This is a genomic window from Streptomyces sp. NPDC017943 (assembly GCF_044328425.1).
Classification (GTDB): Bacteria; Actinomycetota; Actinomycetes; order Streptomycetales; family Streptomycetaceae; genus Streptomyces; species Streptomyces djakartensis_A.
In genome coordinates, this window is sequence record NZ_JBIRHH010000006.1 from 64,843 (window position 1) to 81,857 (window position 17,015).

General features: G+C 72.6%; 15 protein-coding genes and 1 other RNA gene. 14 read left to right on the forward strand and 2 right to left on the reverse strand.

Going from position 1 to position 17,015, the window contains the following annotated elements; translation table 11 throughout:
* Window positions 1–7: 7 nt before the first annotated feature.
* From ACH4C6_RS20285 to ACH4C6_RS20295, 3 genes are all read left to right on the forward strand, one after another.
* Window positions 8–1,255 carry a serine/threonine-protein kinase gene (locus tag ACH4C6_RS20285; protein ID WP_398109983.1) on the forward strand — a complete coding sequence of 416 codons (1,248 nt, stop codon included), beginning with the start codon at window positions 8–10 and terminating at the stop codon, window positions 1,253–1,255.
* A gap of 58 nt (window positions 1,256–1,313) precedes the next feature.
* Window positions 1,314–2,420: a peptide chain release factor 2 gene (prfB, locus tag ACH4C6_RS20290; RefSeq protein WP_398109984.1), complete on the forward strand. Its 1,107-nt coding sequence runs from the start codon at window positions 1,314–1,316 to the stop codon at window positions 2,418–2,420.
* Between the two features lie 290 nt (window positions 2,421–2,710).
* The gene (locus tag ACH4C6_RS20295; protein ID WP_398109985.1) at window positions 2,711–3,346 is read left to right on the forward strand and encodes a hypothetical protein; all 636 of its coding nucleotides are present in this window, start codon (window positions 2,711–2,713) and stop codon (window positions 3,344–3,346) included.
* A gap of 118 nt (window positions 3,347–3,464) precedes the next feature.
* On the opposite strand, the gene ACH4C6_RS20300 is transcribed toward ACH4C6_RS20295, so the two are convergent.
* A complete protein-coding gene (locus ACH4C6_RS20300) occupies window positions 3,465–3,656 on the reverse strand; it encodes a hypothetical protein (RefSeq protein ID WP_333933659.1) in 192 nt (63 codons plus the stop codon).
* Window positions 3,657–3,947: 291 nt separating this feature from the next.
* Between ACH4C6_RS20300 and ftsE the strand changes: the two genes are divergently transcribed.
* The 5 genes from ftsE to ssrA all read left to right on the forward strand — a co-directional run bounded on the left by ftsE (window position 3,948) and on the right by ssrA (window position 7,853).
* The gene (gene ftsE, locus ACH4C6_RS20305; RefSeq protein WP_003990615.1) at window positions 3,948–4,637 is read left to right on the forward strand and encodes a cell division ATP-binding protein FtsE; all 690 of its coding nucleotides are present in this window, start codon (window positions 3,948–3,950) and stop codon (window positions 4,635–4,637) included.
* Between the two features lie 40 nt (window positions 4,638–4,677).
* Window positions 4,678–5,595: a permease-like cell division protein FtsX gene (ftsX, locus tag ACH4C6_RS20310; protein WP_369196409.1), complete on the forward strand. Its 918-nt coding sequence runs from the start codon at window positions 4,678–4,680 to the stop codon at window positions 5,593–5,595.
* Window positions 5,596–5,663: 68 nt separating this feature from the next.
* Window positions 5,664–6,836, forward strand: a complete 1,173-nt coding sequence (locus ACH4C6_RS20315) for a S41 family peptidase (RefSeq protein WP_398109986.1) — start codon at window positions 5,664–5,666, stop codon at window positions 6,834–6,836.
* 46 nt (window positions 6,837–6,882) lie between these two features.
* The gene (gene smpB / locus ACH4C6_RS20320) at window positions 6,883–7,365 is read left to right on the forward strand and encodes an SsrA-binding protein SmpB (RefSeq protein ID WP_369196411.1); all 483 of its coding nucleotides are present in this window, start codon (window positions 6,883–6,885) and stop codon (window positions 7,363–7,365) included.
* Window positions 7,366–7,464: 99 nt separating this feature from the next.
* Window positions 7,465–7,853: a transfer-messenger RNA gene (gene ssrA / locus ACH4C6_RS20325) on the forward strand.
* A gap of 103 nt (window positions 7,854–7,956) precedes the next feature.
* Here ssrA and ACH4C6_RS20330 read toward each other — a convergent pair.
* Entirely contained in the window at window positions 7,957–9,171 is a 1,215-nt protein-coding gene (locus ACH4C6_RS20330; protein ID WP_398109987.1) for an MFS transporter, read from the reverse strand.
* A 239-nt stretch (window positions 9,172–9,410) separates the two neighbouring features.
* On the opposite strand from ACH4C6_RS20330, the gene ACH4C6_RS20335 reads away from it, so the two are divergent.
* From ACH4C6_RS20335 to ACH4C6_RS20360, 6 genes are all read left to right on the forward strand, one after another.
* Window positions 9,411–9,656 carry a hypothetical protein gene (locus tag ACH4C6_RS20335; protein ID WP_398109988.1) on the forward strand — a complete coding sequence of 82 codons (246 nt, stop codon included), beginning with the start codon at window positions 9,411–9,413 and terminating at the stop codon, window positions 9,654–9,656.
* A gap of 12 nt (window positions 9,657–9,668) precedes the next feature.
* Window positions 9,669–10,451: a hypothetical protein gene (locus ACH4C6_RS20340; RefSeq protein ID WP_398109989.1), complete on the forward strand. Its 783-nt coding sequence runs from the start codon at window positions 9,669–9,671 to the stop codon at window positions 10,449–10,451.
* A 33-nt stretch (window positions 10,452–10,484) separates the two neighbouring features.
* The gene (locus ACH4C6_RS20345; RefSeq protein WP_398109990.1) at window positions 10,485–11,456 is read left to right on the forward strand and encodes a LysR family transcriptional regulator; all 972 of its coding nucleotides are present in this window, start codon (window positions 10,485–10,487) and stop codon (window positions 11,454–11,456) included.
* 161 nt (window positions 11,457–11,617) lie between these two features.
* Window positions 11,618–12,625, forward strand: coding sequence for a hypothetical protein (locus ACH4C6_RS20350; protein ID WP_398109991.1), 1,008 nt, complete (start codon window positions 11,618–11,620; stop codon window positions 12,623–12,625).
* A 933-nt stretch (window positions 12,626–13,558) separates the two neighbouring features.
* The gene (locus ACH4C6_RS20355) at window positions 13,559–15,751 is read left to right on the forward strand and encodes a bifunctional polysaccharide deacetylase/glycosyltransferase family 2 protein (RefSeq protein ID WP_398109992.1); all 2,193 of its coding nucleotides are present in this window, start codon (window positions 13,559–13,561) and stop codon (window positions 15,749–15,751) included.
* A complete protein-coding gene (locus ACH4C6_RS20360) occupies window positions 15,748–16,971 on the forward strand; it encodes an acyltransferase family protein (RefSeq protein ID WP_398109993.1) in 1,224 nt (407 codons plus the stop codon). The genes ACH4C6_RS20355 and ACH4C6_RS20360 overlap by 4 nt, the downstream gene beginning before the upstream one ends.
* Window positions 16,972–17,015 lie beyond the last annotated feature (44 nt).

Below are 17,015 nucleotides of genomic sequence, written 5' to 3' on the forward strand. Positions count from 1 at the left end.
AGCAGCCTTGGCACGGAAGATCGGCAGCCGGTACACCGCCCACCAGATCCTCGGGCGGGGCAGCGCCGGCACGGTGTGGCTGGGCGAGGGTCCCGGGGGCCCCGTCGCCATCAAGCTGCTGCGCGAGGACCTCGCGTCCGACCAGGAGCTGGTGGGGCGTTTCGTCCAGGAGCGCACGGCCCTGCTCGGTCTGGAGCACCCGCACGTGGTGTCCGTGCGCGACCTGGTCGTCGACGGCAACGACCTCGCGCTCGTCATGGACCTCGTCCGCGGCACGGACCTGCGCACCCGGCTGGACCGCGACCGCCGGCTCGCGCCCGAGGCGGCCGTCGCGATCGCGGCCGACGTGGCCGACGGACTGGCCGCCGCGCACGCCGCGGGCGTGGTGCACCGGGACGTGAAGCCGGAGAACGTCCTGCTCGACATGCAGGGGCCCCTCGGCCCCGGCGGCTCGCACCGCGCACTGCTGACCGACTTCGGTGTGGCCAAGCTCATCGACACCCCGCGCCGCACCAAGGCCACGAAGATCATCGGCACTCCGGACTACCTCGCCCCGGAGATCGTCGAGGGCCTGCCCCCGCGGGCGGCCGTCGACATCTACGCACTCGCCACGGTCCTCTACGAGCTGCTCGCGGGCTTCACCCCGTTCGGCGGCGGCCACCCCGGCGCGGTCCTGCGCCGGCACGTCACGGAGACGGTCGTCCCGCTGCCCGGCATCCCGGACGAGCTGTGGCAGCTGCTCGTGCAGTGCCTCGCCAAGGCCCCCGCCTCCCGGCTGCGGGCGTCCGAGCTGGGCGCCCGGCTGCGGGAGCTGCTGCCGATGCTCGTGGGCATGCCGCCGCTGGAGGTGGACGAGCCGGACACCGACTCCGGCGAGGACACCGGCCGCCCGGAGCAGCCCGTCCCGGCGGCACCGGGCGGGGAGCGGGTCCGCCGCCGCGGGGCCGTCCCCCTGGTGCCGGGCGCGAAACCGGCCGACTCCAACCGCGACACCCACACCTCGATGCGCGTCCCGGCCCCGGACGAGCTGGCCGGCGGCGCCCACGGCACCGCCCGGGCACCCCGCGCCCCCGGCGCCCCCCGCCCCGGCTCGGCCCGCAACCGCGCGGCGGCCCGGCGCCGCCGGGTGGCCCTGGGCGCGGGCGCGGTCGCCCTGGCGGCGGCGCTGGGCGTCGGCGCCTGGCTGACCACGGCCGGTGACGACGGCGACACCCCGCCGCAGGACACCAGGAACTCGGCGCCGCAGTCGCCCTGAGCCGCCCGCGACGGCCGCCCGGCGATGGCCGCCGGGCGGAGCCGTTACGCTGGAGGGCGTGGCAGTCGTCGATGTATCCGAAGAGCTCAAGTCCCTCTCCTCGACCATGGAGTCGATCGAGGCCGTTCTGGACCTCGAGAAGCTGAGGGCAGACATCGCCGTGCTCGAGGAGCAGGCGGCCGCGCCGTCCCTGTGGGACAACCCCGACGAGGCGCAGAAGATCACCAGCAAGCTCTCCCATCTCCAGGCCGAGGTGCGCAAGGCCGAGGCCCTGCGCGGTCGCATCGACGACCTCGGTGTCCTGTTCGAGATGGCCGAGGAGGAGGACGACCCGGACACCCGCGCCGAGGCCGAGTCCGAGCTCGCCTCCGTCAAGAAGGCGCTGGACGAGATGGAGGTCCGCACCCTCCTGTCCGGCGAGTACGACTCCCGGGAGGCGCTGGTCAACATCCGCGCCGAGGCCGGCGGTGTCGACGCCGCGGACTTCGCCGAGAAGCTGCAGCGGATGTACCTGCGCTGGGCGGAGCAGAAGGGCTACAAGACGGAGCTCATCGAGACGTCGTACGCGGAGGAGGCCGGCATCAAGTCGACCACCTTCTCCGTGCAGGCGCCCTACGCCTACGGCACCCTCTCCGTCGAGCAGGGCACGCACCGGCTGGTGCGCATCTCGCCCTTCGACAACCAGGGCCGGCGCCAGACCTCCTTCGCGGGCGTCGAGGTGCTCCCCGTCGTCGAGCAGTCCGACCACGTCGACATCGACGAGTCCGAACTGCGCATCGACGTCTACCGCTCCTCGGGCCCGGGCGGCCAGGGCGTGAACACCACGGACTCCGCGGTGCGCATCACCCACCTCCCGACCGGCATCGTGGTCTCCTGCCAGAACGAGCGCTCGCAGATCCAGAACAAGGCCACGGCGATGAACGTCCTCCAGGCCAAGCTGCTGGAGCGTCGCCGCCAGGAGGAGCAGGCCAAGATGGACGCCCTCAAGGGCGACGGCGGCAACTCCTGGGGCAACCAGATGCGTTCGTACGTGCTGCACCCCTACCAGATGGTCAAGGACCTGCGCACCGAGTTCGAGGTCGGCAACCCGGAGTCCGTGTTCAACGGTGAGATCGACGGGTTCCTCGAGGCCGGGATTCGCTGGCGCAAGCAGCAGGAGAAGTAGGTTTGTCGACAAGGCAACTGCCGCCCCAGTGGCGGCAGTTGCCTTTTGCGTAGGCGGGTGGATGGGTTCTGCGTCACATCCACACATGCGGACTTCCGGCATAGCCCCCGTAGCCGGACATGGCGCCAGCAAACGGCCTTGACGTGTTCTTGAAAAGTGGGAAGGGTGAAGTGCGGCATGCGTGTCTCCGGGGCGCATGTGAACCGGGGGGCCTCTCACCGCGGCCGTCCCCGTCGAGCACAGCCCCGAGCGCTGCCTAATGACGATGAGCTACTGGGGGTAGCAACCACATGACGAAGAAGACGCGGATCCGTGTCGCGCGCATAGCGGCCGGTGCCGTCATCGCGGCCGGTGCCTCGCTGACCGCGGCGGGTGCCGCATCCGCTCTCGACCTGGGCGTGAACGTCGGTGTCGGGGTGAACGTCGGCAACGACCCGACCGAGCCCGCCCCGACCGACCCGGCCCCGACCGACATCCCGACGGACCTGCCGACGGACCCGGCCCCGACCGACCCGGGCCCCACGGACCCGGAGCCGACCGTGGACCCCGAGCCCACGGACCTGCCCACCGAGCCGACGGACGAGCCCACCGAGCCGACCGAGGACCCGACGAACCCGGGCAACGGCGGCGGCAATGGTGGCGGTAACGGCGGCGGCAACGGCAACGGCGGGGGCAACGGTGGCGGCAACGCCGCCGACCCCGACGGCGGCACCTCCCCGCAGCAGGAGGGCTCCTCCGCGCTCACCGACACCGGCTCGGACAACGCGCCGGCGCCGCAGGCCAAGGGCAACGGCGAGGAGCTCGCCGAGACCGGTGCCGCGCAGACCACCTTCCTGGTGATCGGCGCTGCCACGATGATCGCCGGCGGTGTCGGCTTCCGCCTGCTGCCGCGTCTCGCCGGCGGCCGCGGCGGCGCCGCCGCCTGACGACGGCGCCCGTAGGGCACCGTCCGCACAGCGCAACACCGAGGGCCCGGAGCGTCACGCTCCGGGCCCTCGGCCGTGTCCGGGAAGCCCCGCCGCCGCGGGCGGGCCCGTTACGACGTCACGCGGTCTGGTGCGCCAGCAGCGCCACGGCCGCGATCAGCACCGTCAGCAGGGCGATCAGCGCCATGGGGTTCAGATTCCCGAGGAAGTTCTCCTGCTGAAGGCGCTCGCGGTTCGCGCGGCACACCGGGCAGCGGCCCTCGCTCACGGGGGCCGCGCAGTTCGCGCACACCAGCCGGTCGTACGTCATGCGCTCGCCCTCCTTGCGCCGGTTCCACGTGTCCAACGTGTGGGGGGACGGGAATGTTCCCCCCTCCACTGTGCCAGGTTCCCGGGCGCGCCGCGCGGTCGCCGCCGAACGTCACCGCGGGCGCACGGCCCCGCCGCCCAGGGGCGCCACGGCCGGGCGCGCCGCTCCCCGCGCCCCCGACGGACGTACAAAACGGCACATCCGCTGCGCAACCGCGACCGGTGACTGCGGCCCCCTGCCCGGTTCGCGTAAGGTCACGCTCATCTACCCCCGGCGACCCGTGGTGCATCCGTGATCCGATTCGACAATGTCTCCAAGGTCTACCCCAAGCAGACCCGCCCCGCCCTCAGGGATGTCTCCCTGGAGGTCGAGAAGGGCGAGTTCGTCTTCCTCGTGGGGTCCTCCGGCTCCGGAAAGTCCACCTTCCTGCGGCTGATCCTCCGCGAGGAGCGGTGCAGCCACGGACAGGTGCACGTCCTGGGCAAGGACCTCGCCCGCCTGTCCAACTGGAAGGTGCCGCAGATGCGGCGCCAGCTCGGGACCGTCTTCCAGGACTTCCGCCTGCTACCGAACAAGACGGTCGGCGAGAACGTCGCCTTCGCGCAGGAGGTCATCGGCAAGTCCCGCGGCGAGATCCGCAAGTCGGTGCCGCAGGTGCTCGACCTCGTCGGCCTCGGCGGCAAGGAGGACCGGATGCCCGGCGAGCTGTCCGGTGGCGAGCAGCAGCGCGTGGCGATCGCGCGGGCGTTCGTCAACCGGCCGAAGCTGCTCATCGCCGACGAGCCCACCGGCAACCTCGACCCGCAGACCTCCGTCGGCATCATGAAGCTGCTGGACCGCATCAACCGCACAGGCACGACCGTGGTGATGGCCACCCACGACCAGAACATCGTGGACCAGATGCGCAAGCGCGTCATCGAACTGGAGAAGGGCCGCCTCGTGCGCGACCAGGCCCGCGGTGTCTACGGCTACCAGCACTGAGACCGCACCCGAGATCCACGGAAAGGCATAACCAGCCGCCATGCGCGCCCAGTTCGTCCTGTCGGAGATCGGCGTCGGTCTCCGCCGCAACCTGACGATGACCTTCGCGGTCGTCGTCTCCGTCGCCCTGTCGCTCGCCCTGTTCGGCGGGTCGCTCCTGATGAGCGACCAGGTCAACACCATGAAGGGCTACTGGTACGACAAGGTCAACGTCTCGATCTTCCTCTGCAACAAGAGCGACGCCGAGTCGGACCCCAAGTGCGCCAAGGGCGCGGTGACCGACGACCAGAAGAAGCAGATCAAGGCCGACCTCGACAGGATGAACGTCGTCCAGACGGTCACCTACGAGACGCAGGACCAGGCGTACAAGCACTACAAGGAGCAGTTCGGCGACTCCCCGCTGGCCGCCTCCCTCACGCCGGACCAGATGCAGGAGTCCTACCGCATCAAGCTGAAGGACCCGGAGAAGTACCAGGTCATCGCCACCGCCTTCAACGGCCGGGACGGCGTGCAGTCCGTGCAGGACCAGAAGGGCCTGCTGGACAACCTCTTCAAGCTGCTGAACGGCATGAACTGGGCCGCCCGCGCGGTGATGGCGCTGATGCTGGTCGTCGCGCTGATGCTGATCGTCAACACCGTGCGCGTCTCGGCGTTCAGCCGCCGGCGGGAGACCGGCATCATGCGCCTGGTCGGCGCCTCCGGCTTCTACATCCAGGCGCCGTTCATCATGGAGGCCGCGGTCGCCGGACTCATCGGCGGCACCCTCGCCTGCGGATTCCTGCTGATCGCCCGGTACTTCCTCATCGACCACGGACTGGCCCTGGCCGACCAGCTGACGCTGATCAACTTCATCGGCTGGGACGCGGTCCTGACGAAGCTGCCGCTCATCCTCGCCACCAGTCTGCTGATGCCCGCGTTGGCCGCGTTCTTCGCGCTGCGCAAGTACTTGAAGGTGTGACGCACGCCAAGAGGGGCCGTACGGTCAACCGGCCGTACGGCCCTTCCCCTTGTCCTAGACTCACCGGCATGTCAGGTCGTGACCCGTTCTGTCAGCCCCGTCGCATCCGCCGCGGGGCCGCCCTGACCTTGGTGTTCACGAGCGTGCTCGTCGCCGGTGCCGCCACCGGGGCGTTGCCCCAGGGGCAGGGGAAGTCCGCGCCGGACGAGGCCCGTTCGGCCGCCGCCCCGCTCGCGCGTCACGCCGAGGTCGCCAGGGCGGCCGAGGAGGCCATGGCCGACGGCAAGTCCCCCCTGGAGGCCGCGCGGCGGGCCGTCAGCCGCAGCGGCGACCGCTGGGCCGCCGTCTACTCCCCGGGCGAGTACGAGGAGTTCGAGGACACCCTCGACGGTCGGTACACCGGGGTCGGGTTGTGGGCCGGCAGCGAGCGGGACGGCCGGGTCGAGGTGACGAAGGTGCGCGCCGGCTCGCCCGCCGCCGACGCCGGGATCCGCCCGGGGGACCTGCTGCGCAGCGTCGACGGGGAGAGGACCGACGGCCGTCCCGTCACGGAGGTCGTCTCCTTACTCCGCGGGGACGCCACCGACGCCCCCGCCGGCACCACCGTCCGCCTGGGCCTGGAGCGCGCGGGCCGCGCCTGGACCGAGACCCTGCGCCGGACCCGGCTGTCCACCGACTCGGTCACCGTCCGCGAGCTCCCGGGCGCCCTCACCCTCATCGACGTGGACACCTTCACCAAGGGGTCCGGCCGCCAGGTGCGCGACGCCGTCCGGCGGGCCCCGCGCGGCGCCGGGGTCGTCCTGGACCTGCGCGGCAACGCGGGAGGCCTCGTCACCGAGGCCGTCACGGCCGCCTCCGCCTTCCTCGACGCCGGCCTCGTGACCACCTACGACGTCGAGGGCGAGCAGCGCGCCCTGCACGCCGAGCCCGGCGGCGACACGACCCGGCCCCTGGTCGCGCTCGTGGACGGCGGCACGATGAGCGCCGCCGAGCTGCTCACCGGCGCCCTGCAGGACCGCGGGCGGGCCCTGGTGGTGGGCTCGCGCACCTTCGGCAAGGGCTCGGTCCAGATGCCGGCCCGGCTGCCCGACGGCTCCGTGGCGGAGCTCACCGTCGGGCACTACCGCACCCCCTCCGGGCGCGCGGTGGACGGCCGGGGCATCACTCCGGACCTGGACGCCGACGAGGGTGCCCTCCAGCGGGCCGAGGCCGTGCTGAGGGGTCTGGCGAGCCCTTCGTAATCCGCTTTCCCCCGGACCCCCGCGTAGTGCGAAAATGGTCGGCACTATGGCTAAGGAAAAAGGGCGCAAGCTGATCGCGCAGAACAAGAAGGCGCGGCACGACTACCTCGTCATCGACACGTACGAGGCCGGCCTGGTCCTCACCGGTACCGAGGTGAAGTCGCTGCGCCAGGGAAGGGCGTCACTGGTCGACGGCTTCGTCCAGCTGACCGACGGCGAGGCGTGGCTGCACAACGTGCACGTGCCGGAGTACAGCCAGGGCACCTGGACCAACCACAGCGCACGGCGCAAGCGCAAGCTGCTGCTGCACCGCTCCGAGATCGACAAGCTGGAGTCGAAGTCGGGGGACACGGGCCACACCATCGTGCCCCTGGCCCTGTACTTCAAGGACGGCCGGGCCAAGGTCGAGATCGCGCTGGCGAAGGGCAAGAAGGAGTACGACAAGCGCCAGGCGCTCCGGGAGAAGCAGGACCGGCGCGAGACCGAGCGGGCGGTCTCCGCGGTGCGGCGCCGGCAGCGCGGGGCGTAGGGAATACGCTGGCACCGACCTGCGTTGGTCACGTACGATGGTGCATGCACCCCACGGCGGGTGCGGGCCCCTCTCCGGAGGGGATTGTCAACACAACATGGGGATGATCGGTTTCGACAGCGGATGTCGAGGCAGGGGAAGCGTGTCGAGGAAGCGGCAATGATCTCGTAAACCATATGTCGCAAAAAATAATCGCCAACACCAAGCGCGATTCCCAGTCCTTCGCCCTCGCTGCCTGATAAGCAGTGACTGAAGGACCCTAAATGGGTGTCAGCCCGGGGACGTTCCCGACCCGGATCCTGGCATAAGCTAGGGAACTAAACCATCGAGCCCGGTCACGGGGTTCGATGGGAAATCACACAGTGACTGGGCCCGTCGGCGACTTGTTCGCGTGATCGCCGGGGCCGAGAAAAGCGCAGCGAACTGCACACGGAGAAGCCCTGGTTCTGCACCGTTGGACGCGGGTTCGATTCCCGCCATCTCCACTCATCCCATGTGGGCGAAGGCCCCGCCACTTCCGAGTGGCGGGGCCTTCGTCATGCGCTGGCGCGGAACCGCCGACGCAGAACCGCCGACGCGGGCCCGCCCCGGTCAGGTCCGGGGGAGAGGGGCCGGCAGGGGGTGGGGGGTCCTGGCCGTGGGGAGGGACAGGACGAGGGCCGTGACGGCGGCCGTCACGGGGATCGTGTAGCCCGCGGTCGGTGTCATGTGCTCCACCGTCCAGCCGCCGATCGCGCTGCCGCAGGCGATGCCGCCCAGCAGACCGGTCACGGCCAGGGTCATGCCCTCGTTGAGCCGGCCCTCCGGCGTGCGCTGCTGGACCAGCGTCATGGTGGTCACCATGGCCGGGGCCGTCGCCATCCCGGCGACCAGCAGTGCCACGCCCAGCAGCGGCAGCGAACCGGTGACCGACGCGGCGAGCAGGGGCAGCGTCAGCAGGGCCGCCATCGCCGCCAGGCACCACGGCAGACGGGAGGAGGCCGGCCCGTCGAGCCGGACCGTCCCGTACAGCAGGCCCGCCGCGCAGGAGCCCGCCGCCTGGAGCCCCAGCACCACGCCCGCCGCCGCCTTGTGTCCCTGCGCGTCGGCGAACGCGAGCGTGACAACCTCCGTCGCGCCGAACACCGCCCCCATCGCCAGGCACACCACGAGCAGCGGGGGAATGCCGGGGGCGCGCAGGGGCGCCCGCGCCGGTACCCGCCCGGCGACCGGCGGCTCCGTCGCGCGCCGGGAGGTGAACAGCGCCATGCCCGCCAGCAGCAGCACCACCGCGGTCAGCGTGCCCGCCTCCGGGAAGAACGTCCCGCACAGGAACGCCGCGAGCACCGGCCCCAGCATGAAGCACAGTTCGTCCGCGGCCTGCTCGAAGGAGTTGGCGGTGTGCAGGGCCTTGGTGTCGCCGGCCAGCAGATGCGCCCAGCGCGCCCGGGACATGCCGCCGGTGTTCGGGGTCGTGGCGGTGGCGGCGTAGGAGGCGAACAGGGTCCAGTCCGGGGCGCCGTGGCGCACGCACAGCAGCAGGGCGACGGAGCCGAGCGCGGCGAACACCGTGGCCGGCAGAGCGACCCGGGCCTGTCCGTACCGGTCCACCAGCCGCGCGGTCCAGGGCGCGACCACCGCGGTCGCCGCCAGACCCGTCGCCGTGACGGCACCGGCGAGCGCGTAGGAGTCGCGCGCACCGGCGATCATCACGACCGCGCTGACGCTGAACATGCCCATGGGCAGCCGGGCCAGCAGATTCCCGGCGGTGAAGGAACGGGTTCCGGGCAGGCCGAACAGGTCGCGGTACGGGGTGAGTCGGGGCATGCGGCCACCGTCCCCCGGCGGTGATCGGCACGTCCAACACCTGTTCCGCCCGGACTCACGCACCCGGGTTGTGAAACGGCCGAACGGGCCGTGGCGAGAAAGAATCGCTCCTTGTTCTTCATACAGCGATATGGAGGGCCCTGATGTTTCTCGTAACGCGCGAATAAGATGCTCATTCATGCGGATCCTTCACTCTTTTGCCGCGCATCCGGCGAAGTGAGCCGACGGTTAGTCGGTACATGACCGAGGCGACCAGGAAAGACGGCTGGGCGGTAACGCTCGGGCCGTACACCTACATTCCCGCTCCAGCGCACTCGTCCGCCACCGTCAACGGCACGCTCACCAGAAGCGGTTGCCCGGTCACGTTGCAGGTGACCGAACCGGTGCTGCGCGATTTCATCCGCACCATGAGCACCCTGGAGAAGGATCTCGCCCGCCGCTGGATCAGCGCCACGGAATGGCCCGCCCTGGTTCTCGCGAATTAGCGGGGCCGCGTCATGTACGAGCATGGAATCGAAGGCACCGGCCGGCATCGCGCACCGGCCCGGGATTTCATCACACCCCTGACGCCCCCGGATCCGACCTGGGATCCGGCCGAGGAACTGGCGTTCATCCTCGAGGAGGCCCTCGGGCAGCAGACGAGAATCCCCGCCCCGCGGGACGAACCACCGCGCCCGGCCGCCGGCCCGGCACCCGACACCCACATGCAGCGGCTCCAGGACATCACCGAGGAACTGCCGCCCGTACGGGAGGTGCCCCGGCGCCACCGCAAGGTCCGTGTGCGCAGGACCCGGGGCCTGTTCCGCACCACCAGCCTGGTCGTCGCCGCGCTCGCGGCCGTCATCGCCGCCGCCGTGGGCCTGCTCGGCGGCATGGTCGCCTACGACCCCCTGCGCCTGGTCGCCGTCTCGCCCGAGACGAGGGGCCTGCGCCACTGGTGGCCGCTGCTGGTGTACGGGCCCTGGCTGGTGGCCTCCCTGTCCGTCCTGCGGGCCGCGCTGCACCAGCGCCGTGCCGCGCACTCCTGGTGCGTGGTGCTGGTCTTCTCGTGCGTCGCCGTGCTGCTCTGCGTCGTCCAGGCCCCCAGGACCGTCCTCGGCACCGCCGCGGCCGCCCTGCCCGGCATCGCCGCCCTGGCCTGCTTCCAGCAGGTCGTCCGCCAGATCACCCTGACCCGCCCCCCGCTCCGGTCGGCGCCCAGGCACCGGGGAGGCGCCTCCGCGCCTGCCGGAGCCAAGGCGGCCCCGAACCAGGTCGGGACCCCCCGCAAGGCCGGCTGAACCAGCCGGCCCGGGCCGCTGTAGGTTCGCGGCATGCCGGCCCACCTCGACCCCCGTCTCCTGCGCGCCTTCGCCACCGTCGCCGAGGAACTGCACTTCACCCGTGCCGCCGTCCGGCTGCACGTGGCCCAGCAGGCCCTCAGCCGCGACGTGCGGCGGCTGGAGCGGGAGTTGGGGGCCGAGCTGTTCGTACGGACCACCCGGCAGGTGGCGCTCACGCCCGACGGCGAGCGGCTGCTGCCCCACGCCCGGCGGGTGCTCCAGGCGCAGGACGAACTGCTCGCCGCCTTCGGCCAGGCCCGGCCCCTGCTGGTCGACCTCAACTCCCCGGGGCCGACCACCGCCCGCCGGGTGCTGCACCTGGCGCGTGAACTCGCCCCGGGCCAGGAGCTGATGGCCCGCTACGAGAGCGGCCTGACCGGAGCCGCCGGGGAACTGCTCGCGGGGCGGCTGGACGCGTCGTTCGGCCGGTTCGCCGGACTGGACCCCGCGCTGCGGACCGGTCTCGCCCACCAGCCCGTGCGCTACGAGCCGATGGCGATCGTCCTGCCCGAGGGCCACCGGCTGGCCGCCCTGGAGCAGGTGCCCGTCGCCGAACTGGCCGGCGAGACCGTCTACGCCGGTGCCGGCAACGACCGCACCCCGGAGTGGACCGGCCTGGCACGGCTGCTGTTCGAGAGGTACGGAATAGAGCTGGCACCGCCCGCGCCGCTCGCCGTCGGCGAGGAGGAGTTCCAGCGGATGATGGCCAGGACGCGCACGCCCGTCCTCGCCGTCGTCGACTTCCCGGCCCTGCCGTCCACGGTGTCCCGCCCCCTGGTCGACCCCGTGCCGCTGTCCCCCTTGTCCCTGGTCTGGCGCAGAGGGCTGACCCATCCCGCGCTGGACGCGCTGCGCCGGGCGGCGGCCCGCCTCGCCGCGGAGCAGGACTGGCTGCGGCGACCTGCCGACGGATGGGTGCCGGCCGGTGACGATGTCCTCATGCTGTCTCACGGCTGCCACTAATCGTCACGACAGCCACACGCACAGTCGCCGGGTGCGCTACATTCGACGCCTGAGCACGGTGTGGTAAGAGGGGGCGCTCGGACGGGTGGGGGCCCGGTCCGACGGCGGGTGCTCAGGTCGGAAGCGCACCTGAACCATCCCGTGGGGGGAAGTGCGTGCGCGTGACGAAATGGCGAGAAGACGCCCGACCGGAGTGGCCCGAGGCCGCGTCGGCGACGAGCGAGATCGCGGCCGACGGAAGAGTCCGGGAGCGGAGAGCGGCACAGGCCCTCGCCGACGACGACGTCCGTGCGACGGGCGGTGGATTGCCCGGCGGCGCGCAGATCCTGCCGGGCATCCCGCGGCAGAGCGACGGCGGGGCGGAGGCGCTCGGCCCGGGCCGCGGATCCCGTACGGGCGTCCGCGACCCGTGGCAGGAACCCGAGGACGCCGGCCCGGGCGAAGAGGCCTCCAGCGCCGCCGGACACGCCCACGATCCGCACGAGGTCACCGTCCAGCTGGACGGGACGCGCGTGGGCGAGGGGCGTGCCCGGGAGGCCGGGGACGGACCGGGCGCCGGTGCCGCCGGTGCGGGCGACCGGCCCGTCTTCGTCGACGAGTCCGGCCGCCGCAGCCGCCGCCTGCGCCGGGCCGGCGTGGTCGTCGCCCTGGCCTGCGGTGTGTACGCCGTGGTCATCGTCGCCACGCTGCTGTCCGGGAACGCCGACGCGCCCTGGCTCCCCGTGCCCGACAGGAACGAGGGGCAGCCCGCCGAGAAGGTCGACAGCCCGCCCCCGCCCGCGGAGGCCGCACCGACCGAGGAACCCGGTGCCACCCTTCCCGGCGGTGTGCCGGTCACCGGCCCGGCCACGGCTCCCGCACCCGGCCGCGGCCCCGGCACCGCCGCGCCCGGGACGACGCCCCGGCCCGGTCGTTCCGGGGCCCCGGCCAAGCCCTCGCCGGCCGGGACCCGGGCCACGCCCGAGCCGGGACCCGGCAGGACCGGCCCGACGCCGAGCAGGCCGGCGGACCCGCCGAGCACGCCGGCCGCCGAGCCGACTCCGACGGGCGAGACCACGCCGTCCCCGACCGCGACGCCCGGCGGCGGTGAGAGCGGCGGCGACACGGGCACGGTGGCGGACGGCCCGGCCACGGCCGAGCCCGTGACCGAGACACCCGCCGCCGCCTGACCCTGCCGGGTGCCGACCGGGCCGTGGGTCCGCACCGCGCTCTCATGGAGATCCGGCGCCCATGGGCCCCCGCCGGGGCGATGCCCCTGCTCGATCAGCGGGGGACCTGCCGGGTGCTCTGTCGGAGCGGTGGGGCCCGTCGGGTGCTTCGTCGGAGCGACGGGGGCCTGCTCGGCACTCCGCTCGATCAGTGGGGGCCTGGTCGGTGCTCCGCTGGATCAGCGGGGGCCTGCCAGGGGATCTGCTGGGTCAGCCGGGGGCTTGTCCGGTGCTTCGCTGGGTCAGCGGGAGCTGCTCGGGGCTTCGTTGGAGCGGCGGGGGGCCTACCCGGCTGGGCCGGGGTCCCTGCTCGATCAGCGGGGGACCGCGCTCAGGGTTCCCGGGGTTCCCGTTCGAGCCGTGGGAGATGCCCGGCGGCATCGCGGCCCGGCGGCGCAGCACCTGCCCCGGCCGGGCGCCCGCGCCGCGCGACGCCCCGGCGCTCACGGTCCCGGCTCCCGTCTCCGGCCGACCCGTCCGCCCTCCCCGGCGGTCGCGGCCCGCACACCGCCCACCACGGCGGTCGAAGGCCGCCGGCCCCGGCCGCGCGGCGATGGACGGCCGATCGTCCGCCCGCATGGGCGGTCGTAGGCCGACTGTCCGCCCGCGAGGCGATCGAGGGCCGATCGTCCGCCCACCACGGCGGACGCAGGCCAAATGTTCGACCCGGGTAGCGAGGGAGGGCCGATCGTCCTTCCGGCAGCGCGGTCGTGAGCCGGACCGACCGTCCGCCCCCGTCCGCCCCGTCCGGCGGCCGGGAGCCGCTCGTTCACCCGCCCTGCGTTCCGCGGCCGGGGGCCACCCGGTTCCGCCGCCCGTCGTCCGTCGCGACCCGTCCCCGTACCACTCCATCCCGTACCACTCCATCCCGCACCACCCGGAGTACCACCACCCATGGCTTCCCGTACCCGTCGATCCGCGCCCGCTCCCCGTGCCCGCGGGGGCCCCGGGCGTCGGCGTCTGCCCATGCGCCTGCTGCTGCCCCTGCTCCTCCTCGTCGCGCTGATGGCGATGCTCATGCTGCGCGGCTACGTGCACAGCGAGGTCCTCGCCGACCACCGGGTCGGGCCGCCCGCCGCCGGTGACCGGGTGCCGCGGGACATCCGCGAGGGCGGGCCCGTGATCGACACCCGCGGGGGCAAGGCCAAGAGCCTCGACCTTCCCGACCGCGAGCTGGTGCTGACCTTCGACGACGGGCCGGACCCCGTCTGGACGCCCAAGGTCCTCGACGTCCTGCGGAAGCACCACGCCCACGCCGTCTTCTTCATCACCGGCACGATGGCCTCCCGCCACCCCGAGCTGGTCCAGCGCATGGTCGACGAGGGCCACGAGATCGGGCTGCACACCTTCAACCACCCCGACCTGGCACTGCAGGACAAGAGCCGCGTCGACTGGGAGCTGTCGCAGAACCAGCTCGCGCTCGCCGGAGCCGCCGGCATCCGCACCTCGCTGTTCCGGCCGCCCTACTCCTCGTTCGCGCAGAACATGGACAACAACTCCTGGCCGGTCACCGAGTACATCGGGAGCAAGGGCTACCTCACCGTCGTCAACAACAGCGACAGCGAGGACTGGCGCCGGCCCGGGGTCGAGAAGATCATCAGCAACGCCACGCCGAAGGACGGCAAGGGAGCCATCGTGCTGATGCACGACTCCGGCGGTGACCGCTCCCAGACCGTGGCCGCGCTCGGCCCGTACATCTCCGGGTTGCAGGACCGGGGTTACCGCTTCCACACCCTCACCGCCGCCCTCGACGCCCCGAGCGCGCACACCCCCGTCACCGGGCTGGACGCGCTCAAGGGGGAGGCCTGGGTGTTCCTGGTGCAGGCCTCCGAGCACACGACCGATGCCCTCGTCGCCGGGCTGGCCGTGGTCGGTGTCCTGGTCTTCGCCCGCCTCGGGCTGATGCTGATCCTGTCCGTCGCGCACGCGCGCCGGGTCCGTCGGCGCGGCTTCCGCTGGGGCGAGACCGTCACCGAACCGGTCTCCGTGCTCGTGCCCGCCTACAACGAGGCCAAGTGCATCGAGCAGACCGTCCGCTCCCTGGTGGCCAGTGATCACCCCATCGAGGTCCTGGTCGTCGACGACGGCTCCGGCGACGGCACCGCCCGCATCGTCGAGGACCTGGACCTGCCCGGCGTACGGGTGGTCCGGCAGCTCAACGCGGGCAAGCCCGCCGCCCTGAACCGGGGCATCGCCAACGCCACGCACGACCTGATCGTCATGATGGACGGCGACACCGTCTTCGAACCGGCCACCGTCCGCGAACTCGTGCAGCCCTTCGGCGATCCGCGCGTCGGCGCCGTCGCCGGCAACGCCAAGGTCGGCAACCGGGACTCGCTCATCGGCGCCTGGCAGCACATCGAGTACGTCATGGGCTTCAACCTCGACCGGCGCATGTACGACGTGCTGCGCTGCATGCCCACCATCCCCGGCGCGGTCGGCGCGTTCCGCCGCAGCGCGCTGGAGCGTGTCGGCGGCATGAGCGACGACACGCTCGCCGAGGACACCGACATCACCATGGCGCTGCACCGCGACGGATGGCACGTCGTCTACGCGGAGAAGGCCGTCGCCTGGACCGAGGCGCCCGAATCGGTCCAGCAGCTGTGGTCGCAGCGCTACCGCTGGTCGTACGGCACGATGCAGGCGATCTGGAAGCATCGCGGGGCCCTGTTCGACCGCGGTCACTCGGGCCGCTTCGGGCGGGTCGGCCTGCCGCTGGTGTCGCTGTTCATGGTCGTGGCGCCCCTGCTGGCCCCGCTGATCGACGTGTTCCTGCTGTACGGGCTGGTGTTCGGCCCGACCGAGAAGACCATCGGCGCCTGGCTCGGCGTCCTCGCCGTGCAAGGGGTGTGCGCGGCCTACGCGTTCCACCTGGACAAGGAACGCATGATCCACCTCATCTCCCTGCCGCTCCAGCAGCTCCTCTACCGCCAGCTCATGTACGTCGTCCTGCTCCAGTCCTGGATCACCGCCCTGACCGGCGGCCGGCTGCGCTGGCAGAAACTGCGCCGCACCGGAGCCGTCGGCCTGCCCGGGCCCGGCACCGGCACACCGCAGCCGACGAGGGACAGGAGGCCGGTCGCATGACCACGCACACCACCCCCGCGCCCGGCGTCGCGCCCACCGCGCCACCGCCCGCCCGCACGCCCGTGCGCGACCGCTACTTCGACCTGCTGCGCGCCCTGGCGCTGTTCCGGGTCGTGCTGTACCACCTGACCGGCTGGGCCTGGCTGCCGCTGGTGTTCCCGTCCATGGGCGTGATGTTCGCGCTGGCCGGCAGCCTCATGGCCCGCTCGCTCAAGCGCCCGGCCGGGCAGGTGATCCGGGGCCGGATGCGCCGGCTGCTGCCCCCGCTGTGGCTGCTGGGCGTCGTCGGGGTCACCGGCATGGTCGTGCAGGGCTGGGGGCCGGGCGACGAGGGGCACCCCGGCTGGTGGTGGCTGCACCTCACCTTCTGGATCGTCCCGCTCAGCGACCCGCCCTTCGCCGAGGGCCTGCCCGGCGTGCACGGCCTCATCGGCGAGAACTGGGCGGCGGAGCTGGCCGGCCCGCTGTGGTACATCCGCGCCTACCTCTGGTACGTCCTGCTGTCCCCGCTGCTGCTGAAGGCCCTGCGCGCCCTCCCCGTCGTCACGATCCTCATGCCGATCGCCCTGGCGGTGGCCTTCGAGCTGAGCTGGCTCGCGCTGCCGGGCGAGCGGTTCCCCTCGGCCCTCACCGACTTCTCCACCTTCGGCGCCTGCTGGATCCTCGGCATGGCCCACCAGGAGGGCATCCTGAGACGGCTGCCGCGCTACGTCGTCCCGTCCGTGGCGCCCGTCGTGGCCCTGACCGGCCTCTGGTACGCCCTGCACCACGACTTCGGCACCGGCAACGACCTGGACAGCATGCCCCTGGCCCAGGCCCTGTGGTCGTTCGGCACGGTGCTGGTGCTGCTGCACGTCAGCCCGTCCTGGTCGCAGTGGCCGCGCCGGCTGCGCCCCTTCGCCGGCACGATCGCCGTCCTCAACTCCCGGGCCGTCACGATCTACCTGTGGCACAACACCTGCATCCTCGTCGCCGCGACGCTCTGGGACCGGCTGTGGGGCTTCCCGGTGCTGGAGCGACACGTGCCGGGGCTGCTGGAGAGCGTCTGGCCGGTGCTGGCCCTGGCGTGGGTGCTGATCGGCTGCTGCGTCCTGGCCTTCGGCTGGGCGGAGGACCTGGCCGCGAAGCAGCGCCCCCGGCTGTGGCCCACCGGTGAGCCGCGGCACGGCGGCCGCGGGCGCGGGCGGCCGGGCCGCAGGCGGGTGGCGGCGGGCGGCTGAGGCGGCGGGCGGCTGAGGCGGCCCGCCGTCACCGGGGTGTGGAA